The 16,007-nt window shown below is 69.1% G+C and carries 13 protein-coding genes and 1 pseudogene; 3 read left to right on the top strand and 11 right to left on the bottom strand.

The features are described from left to right. Positions 1-13 precede the first annotated feature (13 nt). From fmt to rpe, 3 genes are read left to right on the top strand one after another with little or no spacing between them, the layout of a single operon-like run. On the top strand, positions 14-1,087 hold the full coding sequence (fmt, locus tag HNR09_RS13490; protein ID WP_179542509.1) for a methionyl-tRNA formyltransferase: 1,074 nt from the start codon (positions 14-16) through the stop codon (positions 1,085-1,087). Continuing rightward, entirely contained in the window at positions 1,084-2,757 is a 1,674-nt protein-coding gene (locus tag HNR09_RS13485) for an RsmB/NOP family class I SAM-dependent RNA methyltransferase (RefSeq protein WP_179542508.1), read from the top strand. The genes fmt and HNR09_RS13485 overlap by 4 nt, the downstream gene beginning before the upstream one ends. 16 nt (positions 2,758-2,773) lie before the next feature. Continuing rightward, positions 2,774-3,451, top strand: a complete 678-nt coding sequence (gene rpe / locus HNR09_RS13480) for a ribulose-phosphate 3-epimerase (RefSeq protein WP_179542507.1) — start codon at positions 2,774-2,776, stop codon at positions 3,449-3,451. A 72-nt stretch (positions 3,452-3,523) separates the two neighbouring features. On the opposite strand, the gene nrdR is transcribed toward rpe, so the two are convergent. From nrdR to HNR09_RS13425, 11 genes and pseudogenes are all read right to left on the bottom strand, one after another. Then, positions 3,524-4,027: a transcriptional regulator NrdR gene (nrdR, locus tag HNR09_RS13475; RefSeq protein ID WP_179542506.1), complete on the bottom strand. Its 504-nt coding sequence runs from the start codon at positions 4,025-4,027 to the stop codon at positions 3,524-3,526. A 128-nt stretch (positions 4,028-4,155) separates the two neighbouring features. Further along, positions 4,156-7,701, bottom strand: coding sequence for a DNA polymerase III subunit alpha (gene dnaE, locus HNR09_RS13470; RefSeq protein ID WP_179542505.1), 3,546 nt, complete (start codon positions 7,699-7,701; stop codon positions 4,156-4,158). Then, the gene (locus tag HNR09_RS13465; protein ID WP_179542504.1) at positions 7,698-8,654 is read right to left on the bottom strand and encodes an RluA family pseudouridine synthase; all 957 of its coding nucleotides are present in this window, start codon (positions 8,652-8,654) and stop codon (positions 7,698-7,700) included. Before HNR09_RS13465 ends, dnaE begins: the two co-directional genes overlap by 4 nt. Beyond that, positions 8,651-9,220, bottom strand: a complete 570-nt coding sequence (gene lspA / locus HNR09_RS13460) for a signal peptidase II (RefSeq protein WP_343047553.1) — start codon at positions 9,218-9,220, stop codon at positions 8,651-8,653. Before lspA ends, HNR09_RS13465 begins: the two co-directional genes overlap by 4 nt. Positions 9,221-9,240: 20 nt before the next feature. Beyond that, positions 9,241-10,290, bottom strand: coding sequence for a DivIVA domain-containing protein (locus tag HNR09_RS13455; RefSeq protein ID WP_179542503.1), 1,050 nt, complete (start codon positions 10,288-10,290; stop codon positions 9,241-9,243). Between the two features lie 189 nt (positions 10,291-10,479). Next, positions 10,480-10,773 carry a YggT family protein gene (locus tag HNR09_RS13450; RefSeq protein WP_179542502.1) on the bottom strand — a complete coding sequence of 98 codons (294 nt, stop codon included), beginning with the start codon at positions 10,771-10,773 and terminating at the stop codon, positions 10,480-10,482. Between the two features lie 86 nt (positions 10,774-10,859). Then, positions 10,860-11,216 (bottom strand): annotated as a pseudogene (locus HNR09_RS16235) (cell division protein SepF); the annotation flags it as partial. Positions 11,217-11,699: 483 nt separating this feature from the next. Beyond that, the gene (locus HNR09_RS13440; RefSeq protein WP_343047552.1) at positions 11,700-12,473 is read right to left on the bottom strand and encodes a YggS family pyridoxal phosphate-dependent enzyme; all 774 of its coding nucleotides are present in this window, start codon (positions 12,471-12,473) and stop codon (positions 11,700-11,702) included. A gap of 40 nt (positions 12,474-12,513) precedes the next feature. Further along, positions 12,514-13,215 carry a purine nucleoside phosphorylase YfiH/LACC1 family protein gene (locus HNR09_RS13435; RefSeq protein WP_179542501.1) on the bottom strand — a complete coding sequence of 234 codons (702 nt, stop codon included), beginning with the start codon at positions 13,213-13,215 and terminating at the stop codon, positions 12,514-12,516. A gap of 55 nt (positions 13,216-13,270) precedes the next feature. Continuing rightward, on the bottom strand, positions 13,271-14,545 hold the full coding sequence (gene ftsZ / locus HNR09_RS13430) for a cell division protein FtsZ (RefSeq protein WP_179542500.1): 1,275 nt from the start codon (positions 14,543-14,545) through the stop codon (positions 13,271-13,273). Between the two features lie 414 nt (positions 14,546-14,959). Further along, positions 14,960-15,976, bottom strand: a complete 1,017-nt coding sequence (locus tag HNR09_RS13425; RefSeq protein WP_179542499.1) for a cell division protein FtsQ/DivIB — start codon at positions 15,974-15,976, stop codon at positions 14,960-14,962. Positions 15,977-16,007: the final 31 nt, after the last annotated feature.

Raw genomic sequence — 16,007 nt, 5'->3', positions numbered from 1 at the left:
GCGAGAGGACACCATGACCGCTGCTCCGAGCCCCCGCACCTTCACCCTCGACGAACTCCATGAGGCCCATGCCGCCGTCACACGGGACCAGCTGATCACCGGCCCGCGGGAGGGCCGGGTGCTCTTCGCCGGCACCCCGCAGATCGCCGCAGACTGCCTCCACACGCTGATCGCCGACGGTGTCGCCGTCGCCGGTGTCCTCACACGCCCCGATGCCCCGGTGGGGCGCAGACGGCGTCTCACCCCCTCCCCGGTGGCCCAGGCCGCCGACGAGCTGGGGCTGCCGGTGGTCAAGGCCGACCGGATCGATCAGCAGACTCTGGCGGCGATCACCGCCTGGGACGTCGACCTCGGTGTCGTCGTGGCCTACGGGGCGCTGCTTCCGCGGACCGCGCTGGAGGCGCTGCCGCATGGCTGGGTCAATCTGCACTACTCCGCCCTGCCCCGCCATCGCGGGGCCGCCCCGGTGCAGCACGCGATCCTGGCGGGCGACGCCACCGCTGCGGCCACCGTCTTCCAGCTCGAGACGGGGATGGACACCGGCCCGATCCACGCCGTGTGCGAGGTTCCGCTCTCCCCCGAGGCCAGCGCCGGGGCGGTCCTGCAGGACCTCACTCGGCTGGGTTCGACCCTGCTGACCGCGCTGCTGCCCGAGCTGCTGCAGGGCACCTCCGTGCCGGTGCCCCAGCGTGGCGAGCCCACCTTCGCCGGCAAGCTCGGTCGTGAGGACGCCTTCATCGACCCGCGGCAGGAGGCCGAGGCCGTGGCGGGTCGGATCAACGCCACCATCCCCGAACCTGGCGCCTGGACCCTGCACGGCGAGCAGCGGATCAAGCTGGGACCCGCCCGGGTCTACGAGGCCGAGCTGCCGGAGCCGCTGTCCCGCGCCGTGCCCGGCGACGTCGCCCGGGCTCCCACGGACCGCGCCGCTGCCCACGATGTGGTCGTCCTGCGCACCGCCGAGGGCGGCGTCGTGCTCAGCGCGGTGCAGCCGGCCGGCAAACGGATGATCAGCGCCGCCGACTGGCTGCGCGGCCTGCGCGGCCGCGTCGTGCTGGGCGGCCACGACGAGGAGGATCAGGCATGAGCGACCAGCGACCCGCACGAGGCGGCCCGCGACGCCACAGCGGGGGCACAGGCGAGGGCCGGAACCCGACAGACCCCCCGAGCGGGGGCGCCGACCGCCGGGACGCCGCCGGTCGACAGCGGCACCGCGGCGGGGCAGACGGCTCGCGGGCACGGAATCGCAGTGCGGAGGCCCCGAGCCGCCGTCGGCGCGAAGCCGATGCGGCCCGGCGCACCGCCTGGCGGGTGCTGCGTGCCGTGAGCCGCGACGACGCCTATGCCAACCTCACCCTGCCCGCGGAGATCCGCCGTGCACGGCTGGATCGCCGAGACGCCGGCTTCGCCACCGAGCTCGCCTATGGCGCGCTGCGCGGCCAGGGCACCTACGACGCGATCATCGCCGCCTGCGTGGACCGCCCCCTGAAGGATCTCGACGCCCCGGTCCTCGACGCGCTGCGCCTCGGAGCCCATCAGCTCCTCGGCATGCGCGTGGACGCCCACGCCGCGGTCTCGGAGACCGTGGCCCTCGTGCGTGGAGAGATCGGTGCCGGCCCGGGAGGGTTCGTCAACGCCGTGCTGCGTCGGATCAGCGCCCAGGACCGCGACGCCTGGCTCGCGCAGCTGATCCGGGAGCGGGGCCTCACCGCCGGCTCCGATGAGGAGCTCGGCCTGCGCCACGCCCATCCCGCCTGGGTGGTCCGTTCCCTGAAGCAGGCGCTGCGCCTGGCCGACCGGAGCGAGGAGCTGCCCGAACTGCTGGCCGCCGACAATGCCGCCCCGGAGGTGCATCTGGTGGATCTCCCAGGTGCCGGAGAGGACCGGCTCACCTCTGCGGTGGAGGCCGGCGCCGAACGCAGCACGCTCCTCGACGGTGCCGCCGTGTTCCGCGGCGGCGACGTGGGGCGCCTCCCCGGTGTGCGTGAGGGTGAGCTGCGTGTCCAGGACATCGGTTCCCAGTGGATCGCCCGTGCGCTGGCCGCCGCCCGTGCCCCAGAAGCTCGGGAGCCCGACGCCGCCGGGGAGCACTGGCTGGACCTGTGTGCGGGCCCGGGAGGAAAGGCGGCGCTGCTGGCGGCACTGGCCGCCCAGCAGGGGGCCGTCCTGCTCGCCAACGAGCCGGCCGCACACCGCGCTGAGCTCGTGCGCCGCGCGCTCTCCCCCGTGAGCGACTCGGCGTGGCAGGTCCGCGAAGGTGACGGCCGCGGGATCGCGAAGGACCCGGAGGTGCGCGGGCGCATCGCCGCGCGCGGCGGGTTCGACCGGATCCTGGTGGACGCGCCATGCACCGGACTGGGTGCGCTGCGCCGTCGTCCGGAGGCCCGCTGGCGGCGCAGCCCCTCAGACCTGGCCGAGCTGACCGTGCTGCAGGAGGAGCTGCTCGACGCCGCCGCCGAGGCCCTCGCGCCCGGCGGGCTGCTGGGCTACGCGACCTGCTCGCCGCATATGGCGGAATCGGTGGTGCAGGTCGAGGACCTACTGCGACGTCGCCCCGATCTGCGCCTGCTCGACGTCCACGACGCGATGCGCGGCACCGGGACGCCGGAGGCGGCGCAGCTGCTCACCCCGGCCCCTCAGGGGGCTGACGACGGGACTGGCGGGACCGCCGGTCGCATGGTCCAGCTGTGGCCGCACGTCCACGGCACCGACGCGATGTTCTTCGCCCTCCTCCACCGCCCCGCCGAGGACGCCTGAGGCATAGGATCGATCTGTGAACACTTCGACACCGAGCCCCCGCACACCCTGCATCCACCCCAGCATCCTCAACGCGGACTTCGCGAACCTGGCGCGCGAACTCTCTCGGATCAGCACCGCCGACGCGGTGCACGTGGACGTCATGGACAACCACTTCGTGCCGAACCTGACGATGGGGCTGCCGGTGGTGGAGTCGCTGCGGAAGGCCACGGACCTTCCGATGGACATCCACCTGATGATCGAGGACCCCGACCAGTGGGCACCGCAGTACGCGGAGCTCGGCTGTGAGTCGGTCACCTTCCACGCCGAGGCCGCCAAGGCACCGGTGCGTCTGGCCCGAGAGCTGCATGCCCGGGGGACGAAGGCCGCAATGGCCCTCAAGCCCGCCACCGGCATCGACCAGTACCTCGACATGCTCGGGGAGCTGGACATGGTCCTGCTGATGACCGTGGAGCCTGGGTTCGGCGGGCAGGCCTTCCTGGATCTCGTGCTGCCGAAGATCCGCCGGGCCCGGAGGGCCGTGGACGACCTCGGCGGCGAGATCGCCATCCAGATCGACGGCGGAGTCAACGCGGAGACGATCCTACGGGCCGCTGAGGCCGGGGCCGACACCTTCGTGGCCGGGTCGGCCGTCTACTCCGCCGAGGACCCCGACGCCGCCATCGCAGACCTCCGCGGCCTGCTCACCGGCTGACCGGCCGGACAGAAGAACCGGCGGCGCTCTCAACCTTCCCCTGAAGAGAGCACCGCCGGTACACCTGAGAGTCTAGCGGAAACCGAACCGCGGCTGCACCACGGTGGCGCCGTCGCCCCCGCTGGGATGCAGCTCCTCACGCCGGAGCCCCTCGATGGCCTCCTCGAAGTCATCGAGGTTGTCGAACCCCCGGTAGACGGAGGCGAAGCGCATATAGGCGACGACATCGAGTTTCCGCAGCGGCCCCAGGATCGCCAGCCCGACGTCATTGGCGTCGACCTCGGCGTTGCCGGAGGCCCGGACGGCCTCCTCCACCTCCTGGGCGAGCACGGCGAGGTCGTCGCTGGAGACGGGCCGTCCCTGGCAGGCCTTGCGCACACCGTTGATGACCTTCGACCTGTCGAAGGGCTCGGCCGCCCCGGAACGTTTGATGACGTTCAGCGAGGTGGTCTCCATCGTGGTGAACCGCTTGGCACACTGCGGGCACTGGCGACGACGCCGGATCCCGGATCCGTCCTCGAGCGTCCGTGAGTCCACGACCCGGGAGGAGTCATGCCGACAATAGGGGCAGAACATCTCGGCACCCTCCTCTCGTCCTCACAATCGAGCGCCGAGTCACAATGGCTGTGACGTGAACATTCTACCTACAACATATGGGCCGCAACAAAATGCGGACCACAAGATGTTGTGGTGATGAACGGGGTTCAGCCCTGGAGGCAGCTCGGGCCCAGGAGCACCTTCAGATCGCCGTACAGCGATGGCGACGGCGTGACCTGATAGTGCGCCCCCAGACGCATGACTTCGACCTTGTCCCCGGAGAGCAGCTGCACATGGACGTCGTTGCTTCCGCGGTGACGCCGCAGCACCTCCCCCAGCTGAGTGACGACTTTCTCGCTGGCCCGCTGACTGGGCACGGTGAGCACCACAGGACCGCTGCCCGCCTCGCCGTCGAGCTCCGGCACGATCATCTCCTGAGCCGAGATGGACACCGCGCCGTCGTCGCGCCGCTGCAGCCTCCCCTTGATGGCGACCACGAGGTCCTCAGCGAGCACCGTGGAGATCGGCTGGTAGGCCTTGCCGAAGAACATGACCTCGATGGAGCCGGCCAGGTCCTCGACCTCCACCCGCGCGTACGGGTTGCCGGAGGACTTCGCGATGCGCCGCTGCAGAGTGGTGATCATCCCGCAGATCGTCACCGAGGCACCGTCTGCCGGGCCGTCCTCGCTGAGCAGCGAGCTGATGGACCGGTCGGCATGCTGGGCGAGCACCCGCTCCAGGCCCTGCAGAGGGTGATCCGAGACGTAGAGGCCGAGCATGTCGCGCTCGAAGGCCAGCTTGTCCTTCTTGTCCCACTCGGGCAGGTCCGGCACCTGGACGGCGTCGAAGTCGTCCATGTCGTCCTCCCCGGTGGACATGGCTCCGAAGATGTCGGTCTCATACTGCAACGAGTCCTTCTTCTTCTTGACCGCCTGATCCACCGCCTGCTCGTGGACCTGCACGAGCGCGCGTCGGGTCTGACCCATGTCGTCGAAGGCCCCGGCCTTGATCATCGACTCGATCGTGCGCTTGTTGCAGACCTGCTGAGGGACCTTCTTGAAGAAGTCCGAGAACGACTGGAAGCTCCCCTGCTCCTCCCTGGCCTCCACCAGGCCGGCGACCACATTGGCGCCCACGTTGCGCACCGCGCCCATGCCGAAGCGGATCATCTCATCGCCGACCGGGGTGAAGTTCAAAGTGGACTCGTTCACGCTCGGCGGGGTGACGGTGATGCCCATGCGGCGGCACTCGGCGAGATAGAGGGCCAGCTTGTCGCGGTTCTCCCCCACGGAGGTCAGCAGCGCGGCCATGTACTCGGCCGGGTAGTTGGCCTTCAGGTATGCGGTCCAGTAGGCGACCAGTCCATAGGCTGCGGAGTGGGCCTTGTTGAACGCATAGTCGGAGAAGGGCAGCAGGATGTCCCACAGGGCCTGGGCGGCTTCCTCGGAATAGCCGTTCTCCGCCATCCCCCCGAAGAAGCCGACCTGCTGCTTGTCCAGCTCGGACTTCTTCTTCTTGCCCATCGCGCGCCGCAGGATGTCCGCCTGGCCCAGGGAGTAGCCCGCCACCTTCTGGGCGATGGCCATGACCTGCTCCTGATAGATGATGAGGCCATAGGTCGTGGAGAGGATCTCCTCCAGCGGCTCCGCGAGCTCCGGGTGGATGGGAGTGACCTCTTGTCCGCCGTTCTTGCGCATCGCGTAGTTGGTGTGCGAGTTCGCACCCATCGGACCCGGGCGGTAGAGAGCGATGGTCGCGGAGATGTCCTCGAAGTTGTCCGGCTTCATCGCCTTCAGCAGGGACTGCAGACCGGAGCCGTCGAGCTGGAACACTCCCAGCGTCTTGCCGCTGGCCAGCAGGTCATAGGCGGGCCGGTCGTCCAGCTCCAGGGTCTCGAGGTCGATCTCCACGCCTCGGTTCTTCTGGACGTTCTCCAGGGCATCGGAGATGATCGTCAGGTTGCGCAGACCCAGGAAGTCCATCTTGATCAGGCCCAGCGACTCACAGATCGGGTAGTCGAACTGGGTGATGATCGCGCCGTCCTGCTCGCGCTTCATCAACGGGATGATGTCGATCAGCGGATCCGAGGACATGATCACCCCGGCCGCGTGGACGCCCCACTGACGCTTCAGCCCCTCCAGACCCGACGCGAGGTCGAAGATCTCCTTCATCCGCGGATCGGAATCCAGGAAGTCCCGCATCTCCCCGGCCTCGGAATACCGGGGGGAGCTCTCGTCGTAGATCTGCGACAGGGGCATGGGCTTGCCCTGCGCGTCCGGCGGCATCTTCTTGGTGAGCTGATCTCCAGTGGAGAACGGCTCACCCATCACGCGCGCCGAGTCCTTCAGCGCCTGCTTGGACTTGATGGTGCCGTAGGTGACGATCATCGCGACACGCTCATCCCCGTATTTGCGCACCACGTAGTCGATGACCTCGCTGCGCCGACGGTCGTCGAAGTCGATGTCGAAGTCCGGCATCGACACGCGGTCCGGGTTGAGGAACCGTTCGAAGAACAACCCGTGCTCCAGCGGGTCCAGGTCGGTGATGCGCATCGCGTACGCCACCATGGAGCCCGCTCCGGAACCTCGCCCGGGCCCCACGCGGATCCCGTTCTCCTTGGCCCAGGTGATGAAGTCGGCGACCACCAGGAAGTAGCCGGGGAAGCCCATCTGCGTGATGACGCCGATCTCGTACTCGGCCTGCTTCCGGACCTTGTCCGGCACTCCGGAGGGGTACCGGTAGGCCAGCCCCCGCTCGACCTCCTGGATGAACCAGGACTCCTCGGTCTCCCCCTCCGGGACCGGGAAGCGCGGCATGTAGGACGCCGACTCGTTGAACTCCACCTGGCAGCGCTCCGCGATCGCCAGCGTGTTGTCGCAGGCCTCCGGGAAGTCGCGGAAGAGCGCGCGCATCTCCGCGGCGGACTTCAGGTAGAACTCCTCCGAGTCGAACTTGAAGCGCTTCGGGTCGTCCAGGGTGGAGTTGGACTGTACGCACAGCAGCGCCCCATGGGCCTTGTGGTCATGCTGATGCGTGTAGTGGAGGTCGTTGGTGGCCAGCAGCGGGAGGTTCATCTCCTTGGCGAGCTTGAGCAGGTCGCCCTTGACCTTGCGCTCGATCTCCAGGCCGTGGTCCATGAGCTCGCAGTAGAAGTTCTCCTTGCCGAAGAGGTCCTGGAACTCGCCGGCTGCCTTCTTCGCCTCCTCGTACTGGCCCAGATGCAGGCGCGTCTGGATCTCGCCGGAGGGGCATCCGGTCGTGGCGATGATCCCCTTGCCATAGGTCTCCAGGACCTCGCGGTCCATGCGCGGCTTGTAGAAGTAGCCCTCGATGGAGGCCAGGGACCCCATGCGGAAGAGGTTGTGCATGCCGCGGGTGTCCTCGGCCCACATCGTCATGTGCGTGTAGGCGCCGCCGCCGGAGACGTCTTTCTCCCCGGCGACACCCTCGCCCCACTTCACACGCCGGCGCTCCGTGCGATGGGTGCCCGGGGTCAGATACGCCTCCAGCCCGATCACCGGCTTGACGTCGTACTTCTGCGCCGTCTTCCAGAACTCATAGGCACCGAAGAGGAAGCCGTGGTCGGTGGTGGCCACCGCCGGCATGCCCAGGCGCTGGGTCTGCTCGAAGAGCTCGTCGATCTTCGCCGCGCCGTCGAGCATCGAGTACTCGGTGTGGTTGTGCAGGTGGACGAAATCGCCAGTCGTGGTCATCGATCCTCCAAGATGTGCAGGGCTCCGGCGAGATCCTGAGGATACTCCGAGCGGAAGCTCACCCACTCTCCGGACGAGGGGTGCGTGAAACCGAGCTCCGAGGCATGCAGCCACTGCCGGGTCAGTCCGAGCTCGGCGGCCAGGGTGGGATCCGCGCCATAGGTCAGATCGCCGGCACAGGGATGCCCCAGCGCTGAGAAATGGACCCGGATCTGGTGGGTGCGGCCCGTCTCCAGCGCCACCTCCATGAGGCTGACCCTCCCGAAGGCCTCCAGCAGCCGATAGTGCGTGCGGGACTCGCGCCCCTCCTCGACGACGGCGAAGCGCCACTCATGACCTGGGTGTCGGCCGATCGGAGCGTCGATGGTGCCGTCCACGGGGTCGGGAAGCCCCTGGACCAGAGCGTGGTACGTCTTCGACGGTGTGCGGGTGCGGAAGGCGTCCTTGAGCACGCTGTAGGCATGCTCCGTCTTGGTCACCACCATCACACCGGAGGTGCCGACGTCGAGCCGGTGGACGATGCCTCGTCGCTCCTGGGCGCCCGAGGTGGTGAGCTTCACGCCCAGGCCCAGAAGGCCTCCGACCACGGTGGGGCCGGTCCACCCCGGGGACGGGTGGGCGGCGACGCCCACGGGCTTGTCGACGACGACGATGTCGTCATCCTCATGCAGCAGGTGCAGGTCCTCCACGACTTCCTCCACCACTTCCAACGGATCGTCACGATCAGGCACCGTCACTTGGAGTACGACCCCCTGCGCCAGCTTCTCGGACTTCTTCACCGGCTGCCCGGCTCGTCGCCCCGCGCGGTGCCGGGCCGCCCCTGAGGCCAGCCAGGAGGCGGCCTCAGTGCGCGAGAGCCCGAACCGTACCGCCATGACGGCGTCGGCTCGGGCTCCGTCCTGATCGGCAGGAACCTCGAGGAGCACCTCCGACGGCTCCTGCTCGCCGGTCATCGGTCCTCCTCGTCCTCCGAGGAGCTCGCGTCAGCACCTCGATCTCGCGTCGTCTCCCGCGTGCCGTCGATGTTCAGCCCGAAGACCATCATGGCGCAGACCGCGATCATCGAACAGACGATGAACGAGTCGGCCACGTTGAAGATGGCGAAGTTCGGGACGGCGATGAAGTCGACCACCTCACCGAGCCCGAAGGCCGGGGGGCGGAAGAGGCGATCGGTGAGGTTGCCGGCCACGCCCCCGGCGAGCCCGCCGAGCCCCGACGCCCACAGCCAGGAGCCGCCGAGTCGGCGAGAATGCCAGATCACGAAGCCCAGCACACCGGTCATCACCAGCGTGAAGAACCAGGTGTGGTCGGTGCCGAGGGAGAAGGCGGCGCCCGGGTTGAGGTGGTAGCGCCAGTAGAGCACCGGCGGCAGCACCTCGATCTGCTCGCCGAGGACCATGGAGGACTCGACCCACCATTTGGTGAGCTGGTCCACGCCCCAGGCGAACGTCGCGATCACCGCGGCAGTCAGGATCGCGACCCGACGAGAGGGCCCCTTGGCCGACGGCTGCGCTGACACGGACGGGAGCTGACCGGCGCTCACAGCTCGGTGCCGGTGGCTTCCTTCTCGATGGAGCCCCGGCTGTTGAGGTCCGTCAGCTGGCCCTCGATGTAGTCCTTCAGGCGGGCGCGGTAGTCGCGCTCGAAGCTGGTGAGCTCACTGACCTTCGTCTCCAGGTCAGCCTTCTTGCGCTCCAGGACGGACAGCGTACGGGATGAGGTGAGCTCAGCCTCCTCGATCATGTTCTCCGCGCGGGTCTCCGCCTCCGTGACGATCTCTGCGCGCCGACGCTCAGCCTCCGCGATGTACTCCGCCCGGGTCTTCTCACCCTCAGCGATGTACTGGTCGCGCGTGGTCTCACCTTCAGCGATGTAGGCCGCACGTGTCTGCTCGCCCTCGGCGATGTACGCCGTCCGGGTCTGCTCACCCTCGGTGATGTGGGCCGTCCGGGTCTGCTCACCCTCGGCGATGTACGCGGCGCGGGTCTGCTCACCCTCGGCGATGTACGCCGCGCGGGTCTGCTCACCCTCAGCCACGTACTGGTCATGCAGCTTCTGGGCCATGGCCAGCACGCCGGTGGCGGTGGAGGCCACGCCGTCGGCGTTCTCTCCGCCCTCCTGGGACGACGCGGCGGCGGGGGCCTCGGGGGCCGGCTGGGCCGGGCGGGTGCCCAGCGGATACTCCGGGTACGCCGTGACGGAGCTGATGTCCTCCGCCTCGTCCTCGGGTGACGAAACCTCTGCGGCGGTCTCCTCGGGGACGGACTCGGTCGCGTCGTCGTCGCCACCCTCGTCCTCCGGGTCCTCAGTGACCGGGGAGAACGTCCCGGTGACCTCGGCCGCGGTGCCGGCGTAGCCGGAGAGACCGGCGTCATTGAGCTCGTCGGGCTCCAGGTTGGCGGGGTTCTCCTCGATCTGCTCCTCGAGGGCGGCGACCTGCGCCTTGAGATCCTCGTTCTCCTGGATGAGTCGACGGAACTCGACGACGACGTCGTCCAGGAAGTCGTCGACCGCGTCCTTTTCGTAGCCGGGACGGAACTTGGTCTCCGGGAACTCCTTGTTCAGGAGGTCGTCGGGAGTCAGGGCCATGCAGTGTCACCTCGTCGAGAAGCGGTTTAGCGTGAAGGAGCGGAACTCAGCGTCGGTCCGCGGGCCTACAGCGTCCTGGGGAATGTCATGCGGTCATCGAAAAGGATACCTGCTCGCCGCCTCAAGGTTCGACCTCAACCTTCAAGCGAGGCTTGGAGCCCCACCTCCAGGCACCTCGGCGAGGGACGGTCAACCCGCGCCGACAGCTCGGACGATCATCTTCGCGATGACCACCCCGAGGAAGACGATGATGAAGCCCATGTCCAGGGCGATCCCCCCGAGGTTCAGCGGCGGGATGCGCTTCTGGAGCCAGCGGATCGGGGGGTCGGTCACCGCGTAGACCCCCATGGCCAGCGCCAGGGGAAGCCCGCGGGGGCGCCATTGGCGCGCGTACTGCTGGGTGATGTCGAAGATGATCCGAATCACCAGGGCCAGCTGAAAGATGGTCAGCAGCAGATAGATCGGGGCGGCGATGAGGTCCACAGTTCGGCGTCGTTCCTCTGATCAGGGGCGGGGTCGTCTCAGGGCTCAGCAGTGCGGCCCTCAGGACCTCGTGTCAGCCCTGGGGCTCAGCTCTGGTTGAAGAACTGCGCGGAGGTCGGTGAGTCGCCTGCCGCGCGCTCCTCGGTGAGCACCTCCACGTTCTTGGGAGTCAGCAGGAAGACCTTGTTCGTCACTCGCTCGATCGAACCTCCGAGGCCGAAGACGAGGCCCGCGGAGAAGTCGACCAGACGCTTGGCCTCCGCCTCTCCCATGTCGGTGACGTTCATGATCACCGGGATGCTGTCGCGGAAGGACTCACCGATGACCTTAGCATCGTTGTAGGAGCGCGGGTGGACGGTCGTGATTCTACGCATTGCGGAACTCTCATCCCGGGAGGAGGGGGCACGCTTGATCGGGGTCACCGGAGCCCGGTACTCGGGATCCACGGCGAGGCTGGAGCTGTTGTAGCGGCCGGCACCGACGGTGCCCTCCTCCGACCCCCCGTGCGCCCCGGCGGCCCGAGAGGCCGGTCCCTGCCCGCCCGCGCCGTGGGCGGCGTCGAGGGAGACGACCTCCGAGCTACGGGAGACGGAGGCTGCCGGGACGGCCGGCACTGCTCCGGTGCGGGTCGACTGCGTCGTCGCCGTCGAACCTGCACCTCGGGCGGCCGTGGCGGCCTGACGGGGAGCCTCGGCGGCGGGCGAGCCCGCCTCGCCACGGGCCGAGCCTCGCTCCTCGGCACCGAAGCGGTCGTCCTCGTAGTCATCTCCATCGGCCAGGCCGAGGTAGATCATGGTCTTCTTGAATGCACCGGCCATGAGGATTCTCCTGGGGGAAGTCTGGACCTCGGATGGTCGAACCTCGACGCGAGCAGGCATCGGGCTCTGTCCTGAAGGTCCTGGGATTGTCACTGCGCGCTTCTGACACTATCGCGGCAGGGGCCTGTTCCCGAGGACATCGCGACCGATCCTCAGGTGTGTCGCGCCATGGGCCACCGCGTCCTCCAGGTCATTGCTCATCCCCGCCGAGATCATGTCTGCCTGGGGATGGTCGACACGCATCAGGGCCGACAGCTCGGCCAGTCGCGCGAACGCAGGAGCGGCCGGCTCCCCCAGCGGAGCGACCGCCATCACGCCGGCCAGCCGCAGACCCTCGGCGGACTCGATCCCCTCCGCCAAGGCGGGGACCTCAGACGGCGCCGCGCCTCCACGGGAGTCCTCAGGGATCTCCTCACGCAGGTCGACCTGAATGAGGCACTCCAGCGGGGACGCTGGATCCGCCGCGGTGCGCAGGGATCTCAGCAGGGAGGTCCGGTCCACCGAATGCACGGTCGAGGCGTAGCGGGCCACCGAGCGGGCCTTCTTGGACTGCAGCTGGCCGACGAAGTGCCACCGTGGCAGCTCCAGTCGGACCGCAGGGCCGGCCGCTTCGTGCGCCGTCACCAGGCGGGCGACCTGTTCGGCCTTGACGGCGGCCTCCTGGTCCCGGTTCTCCCCGACGTCCCGGACACCCAGGCGCAGGAGCCGCAGGACGTCCTCGGCAGGGAAGAACTTGGTGACCACGATCAGCTCGGGACGCTCCGTCCGTCCAGCCTGCTCCACGGCGCGATCGATGCGCTCGTGCACAGCGGCCAGGCGGGTGCGGAGCTCCTCGGTGCGGCGGTCATCGATCTCGGGTGCGGGGATGCTGTTCAGGTCCACCCCTCCACTGTAGGTGAGTCCACAGCGGGTCCCGAGGAGTTCAGCGGGCGCGCCAGACGAGCCCTGCGAAACGCCCCTCTCCGGGAGCCCTCCGATGGGAGTAGAGCGTCTCGTCTTCGAGCGTGCAGCCGGCCAGCTCCGCGATCCCCGCGCCGAGCTCACGGAGGATCTCCTCCGCCTCGGAGCGGAGATCGAGCGCGGGGGTCCCCCAGGTCGTCTGTGAGGCCAGGGCGGGACGCACGGTCCCGAGCTCCTCGTGCATGGCGGCCGGGACCTCATAGCAGGAGCCGCAGACCCCTGGCCCGACCCAGGCCTGAACGCTCTCGGCGCCATGCTCCCGCATCGCCGTCACGGTGTTCTCCAGCACTCCGCCGATCAGCCCCTCGCGGCCGGCATGCGCAGCGCCGGTGATCAGCGGTGCGCTGCCCTGACCCTGACCCACCAGCAGCACCGGCAGGCAGTCGGCGACCATGACGGCCAGCGGTTCGGCGCCTCCGCGGGAGATCCATGCGTCCCCGGTGGGCGCATGCGCGGAATCGGCAGGGTGCTCCGCAGCATCCAGGACGAGGGCGGAATGGACCTGATCCAGGAAGCGCAGGGTTCCTGAGCCCACGCCCATGTGAGCCTCCAGGCCGCGGCGCCGGCTGGCGACGGCGTCCCGCTGCTGCTCCCCGACGTGGCGTGCGAGGTTTCCCGCACGGACAGACGTGAAGGCGACGTGGACCTCGCCGTCGGCGGTCATGCCATGCCACCAGAACGGCGAGTCCGCGTCGCCTGTCGCCCTCATCGGACGCCCGTCACTTCAGGAAGTCGGGGACGTCCAGATCGTCACTGCGGCTGCCGGTGTAGTCCGACTCCACGATGTCCGGGATGTCCTGCTGCTCCTGCTGGGCCTGACGCGGCACCTGCTGCTGCGGAGCAGTCTCATGCTCACCGGCGTGGTGCTGCTGGACCGAGTGGGCGGGCTGATGGACCGGAGTCGTCCCGGGAACGGAGCCGCCGGCAATCGGCGTCGTGCCGGGCACGGTGGACGGCTGCGGGCGTGCGGCGGGCGCGGGCGAAGAGGCCCGGTTGGCCTGCTGCGGGGCCGAGTGGGCCGGGGCCTGCTGCGGGGCCGACGTGGCGTCGACCTGATCGAAGCCGGCGGCGATGACCGTCACCCGGGCTTCATCCCCCAGAGCGTCGTCGATGACGGCGCCGAAGATGATGTTGGCCTCGGGGTGGGCGACCTCCTGGACCAGGCGCGCGGCCTCGTTGATCTCGAACAGGCCCAGGTCGCTGCCGCCCTGGATCGAGAGGAGGACGCCGTGTGCGCCGTCGATGGAGGCCTCCAGCAGCGGAGAGGCGATCGCCAGCTCGGCGGCCTTGACCGCCCGATCCTCGCCGTTGGCCGAGCCGATGCCCATCAGCGCCGAGCCGGCACCCTGCATCACGGACTTCACATCGGCGAAGTCCAGGTTGATCAGCCCCGGGGTGGTGATCAGGTCGGTGATGCCCTGGACGCCGGAGAGCAGCACCTGGTCCGCCGAGCGGAAGGCGTCGAGGACGGAGACGTTCTTGTCCGAGATCGAGAGCAGCCGATCGTTGGGGATCACGATCAGGGTGTCGACCTCGTCGCGCAGCCCCTCGATGCCGGTCTCGGCCGAACTGGCGCGGCGACGGCCTTCGAAGGTGAAGGGCCGGGTGACCACACCGATGGTGAGGGCTCCCAGGGACCGGGCGATGCGTGCCACCACGGGCGCGCCGCCGGTGCCGGTGCCACCACCTTCGCCGGCGGTGACGAAGACCATGTCAGCGCCCGTGAGCACCTCTTCGATCTCCTGGGCGTGGTCCTCGGCGGCCTGGCGGCCGACCTCGGGGTTGGCGCCCGCGCCGAGACCTCGGGTCAGCTCACGACCGATGTCGAGCTTGACGTCGGCGTCGCTCATCAGGAGGGCCTGGGCATCGGTGTTGATGGCGATGAACTCGACGCCCCGCAGGCCCACCTCGATCATCCGGTTGACGGCGTTCACGCCGCCGCCACCGATGCCGACGACCTTGATCACGGCCAGGTAGTTGTTCGGTGTTGCCACGTTGTGTGTCCCTTGCTCGTCTCTCACGTCATAGGCACGGAGACCCCCGCCGCCCTGCGAGCCGCCAGCGCGACTCCTCACTGTCAGTCTGCCGGACCCTCCGCCGAGGCGGGGGATCCTGCTGACCCGTCGGCCTCCCCGGCCGGACCGGTGTGGTTCGCGGTCACACCGGGCCGGTGATCAGGAAGCCCAGACGTCGCAGCGGCTCGTCGAGCAGACGGGAGCCTCCGTACCCCTGCCATTGTTCTGTGGTCCACAACCCTCGGCAACGTTCACGTTGCACTTGAACCTTAGATCTCTCGCGAACGTTCGACCTGGGTCGAAGGTTGCCTTCTCCGCCACTCTACCGGCGTTGACTGGACACGGCCCGACCATCGGCCGTGCGGCGCGTCAGCATGCCTTCGACCAGCAGCTTCACCGGGTCACGGGCGTGTCCGGTGTCGAGATGTCGATGATCTCCGCCTCGGTGAAATCCTCGGCGGAGGACGCGAGGATCGCCTCCAGCACCGTGGCCTTCGCCTCGCCCAGGTCTTCCCCGCCCCACAGCACGGTGCGCCCGTCGTCGAGGATGAGCTGCACCGAGTCGATGGAGTCCGCGGTGGCGGAGTCCATCGCCTCCCGGGCTGAGGGGGGAAGCTCTCCCAGGACCGAGACGATCGTGCGGAACACCGCCTCGTCCTGCAGCGCCGCCTGGTGGCTGATCCGCGGCGTGGCGTACCCCTGCGCAGCATCGTCGCCGGCGTCCTCGAAGCTGCGGATGACCTCGCCGTGCTCGTTGTAGAACAGCAGCCCGTCGCCCTCGCGCACCTCCGCCACCGGCGGATGCTCGACGACCTCCACCGTCAGCGTGTCCGGCAGCTCTCCCTGGACGATGACGTCCTCGACGACCGCCTCCTCGGCCAGCAGGTCCTGGACCTGCGCGTTGCCGACCTGCGGCAGGGGTCGGCCGTAGAGGGGCTGGAGCAGCTCCTGGGCGCGCCCATCGGTGAGCAGGTCGTTGCGCTCCACCTGCACCTGCTGGATCGTCAGCAGCGGGGAGAAGTAGAGCACCGCGACGACGGCGACCAGCACACCCAGCACGCCCGCGGCCCAGCCGAAGCGACGACGACGGCGGCGGCGCGCCCCGACGACCTCCGGCTCGGGGAACGGCAGCGGCTCGGCAGTCTCCGAGTCGGCAGAGCTCCACTGCGGGTCCTCCTCGGGCCCGCCTCCGTCGTCGAAGACCTCCTCAGCGGCGATCCTCGCGCGGCGTGGCCGCTCCGCCCCGAGGGCGACGACCGTGCCGTCCTCCTCCAGCTGCGGGTCAGCGGCGGCAGGACGTTCAGATCCCGGCACGTCACCACTGGGGTCCGTACCGCCAGGATCCGCTGCGCGGAGATCCTCCCGGGACTCCTCGGCATCGGGCTCCGTGGGCGTGCTTGACGGGGTCACCCCTGGACGCGGTGCGTAGGGGCGACGAGGG

The sequence above is a fragment of the Nesterenkonia xinjiangensis genome (assembly GCF_013410745.1).
Lineage (GTDB): Bacteria > Actinomycetota > Actinomycetes > Actinomycetales > Micrococcaceae > Nesterenkonia > Nesterenkonia xinjiangensis.
Note: the sequence above shows the minus strand (reverse complement) of the source record. Positions and strands in the feature narration are given on the sequence as shown.

Bases quoted from the DNA above. Each gene is read 5' to 3' on its own strand.
- fmt (WP_179542509.1), top strand. From the start codon at position 14: ATGACCGCTGCTCCGAGCCCCCGCACCTTCACCCTCGACGAACTCCAT.
- HNR09_RS13485 (WP_179542508.1), top strand. From the start codon at position 1,084: ATGAGCGACCAGCGACCCGCACGAGGCGGCCCGCGACGCCACAGCGGG.
- nrdR (WP_179542506.1), bottom strand. From the start codon at position 4,027: ATGTTCTGCCCCTATTGTCGGCATGACTCCTCCCGGGTCGTGGACTCA.
- dnaE (WP_179542505.1), bottom strand. From the start codon at position 7,701: ATGACCACGACTGGCGATTTCGTCCACCTGCACAACCACACCGAGTAC.
- HNR09_RS13465 (WP_179542504.1), bottom strand. From the start codon at position 8,654: ATGACCGGCGAGCAGGAGCCGTCGGAGGTGCTCCTCGAGGTTCCTGCC.
- HNR09_RS13455 (WP_179542503.1), bottom strand. From the start codon at position 10,290: ATGGCCCTGACTCCCGACGACCTCCTGAACAAGGAGTTCCCGGAGACC.
- HNR09_RS13435 (WP_179542501.1), bottom strand. From the start codon at position 13,215: ATGACCGCCGACGGCGAGGTCCACGTCGCCTTCACGTCTGTCCGTGCG.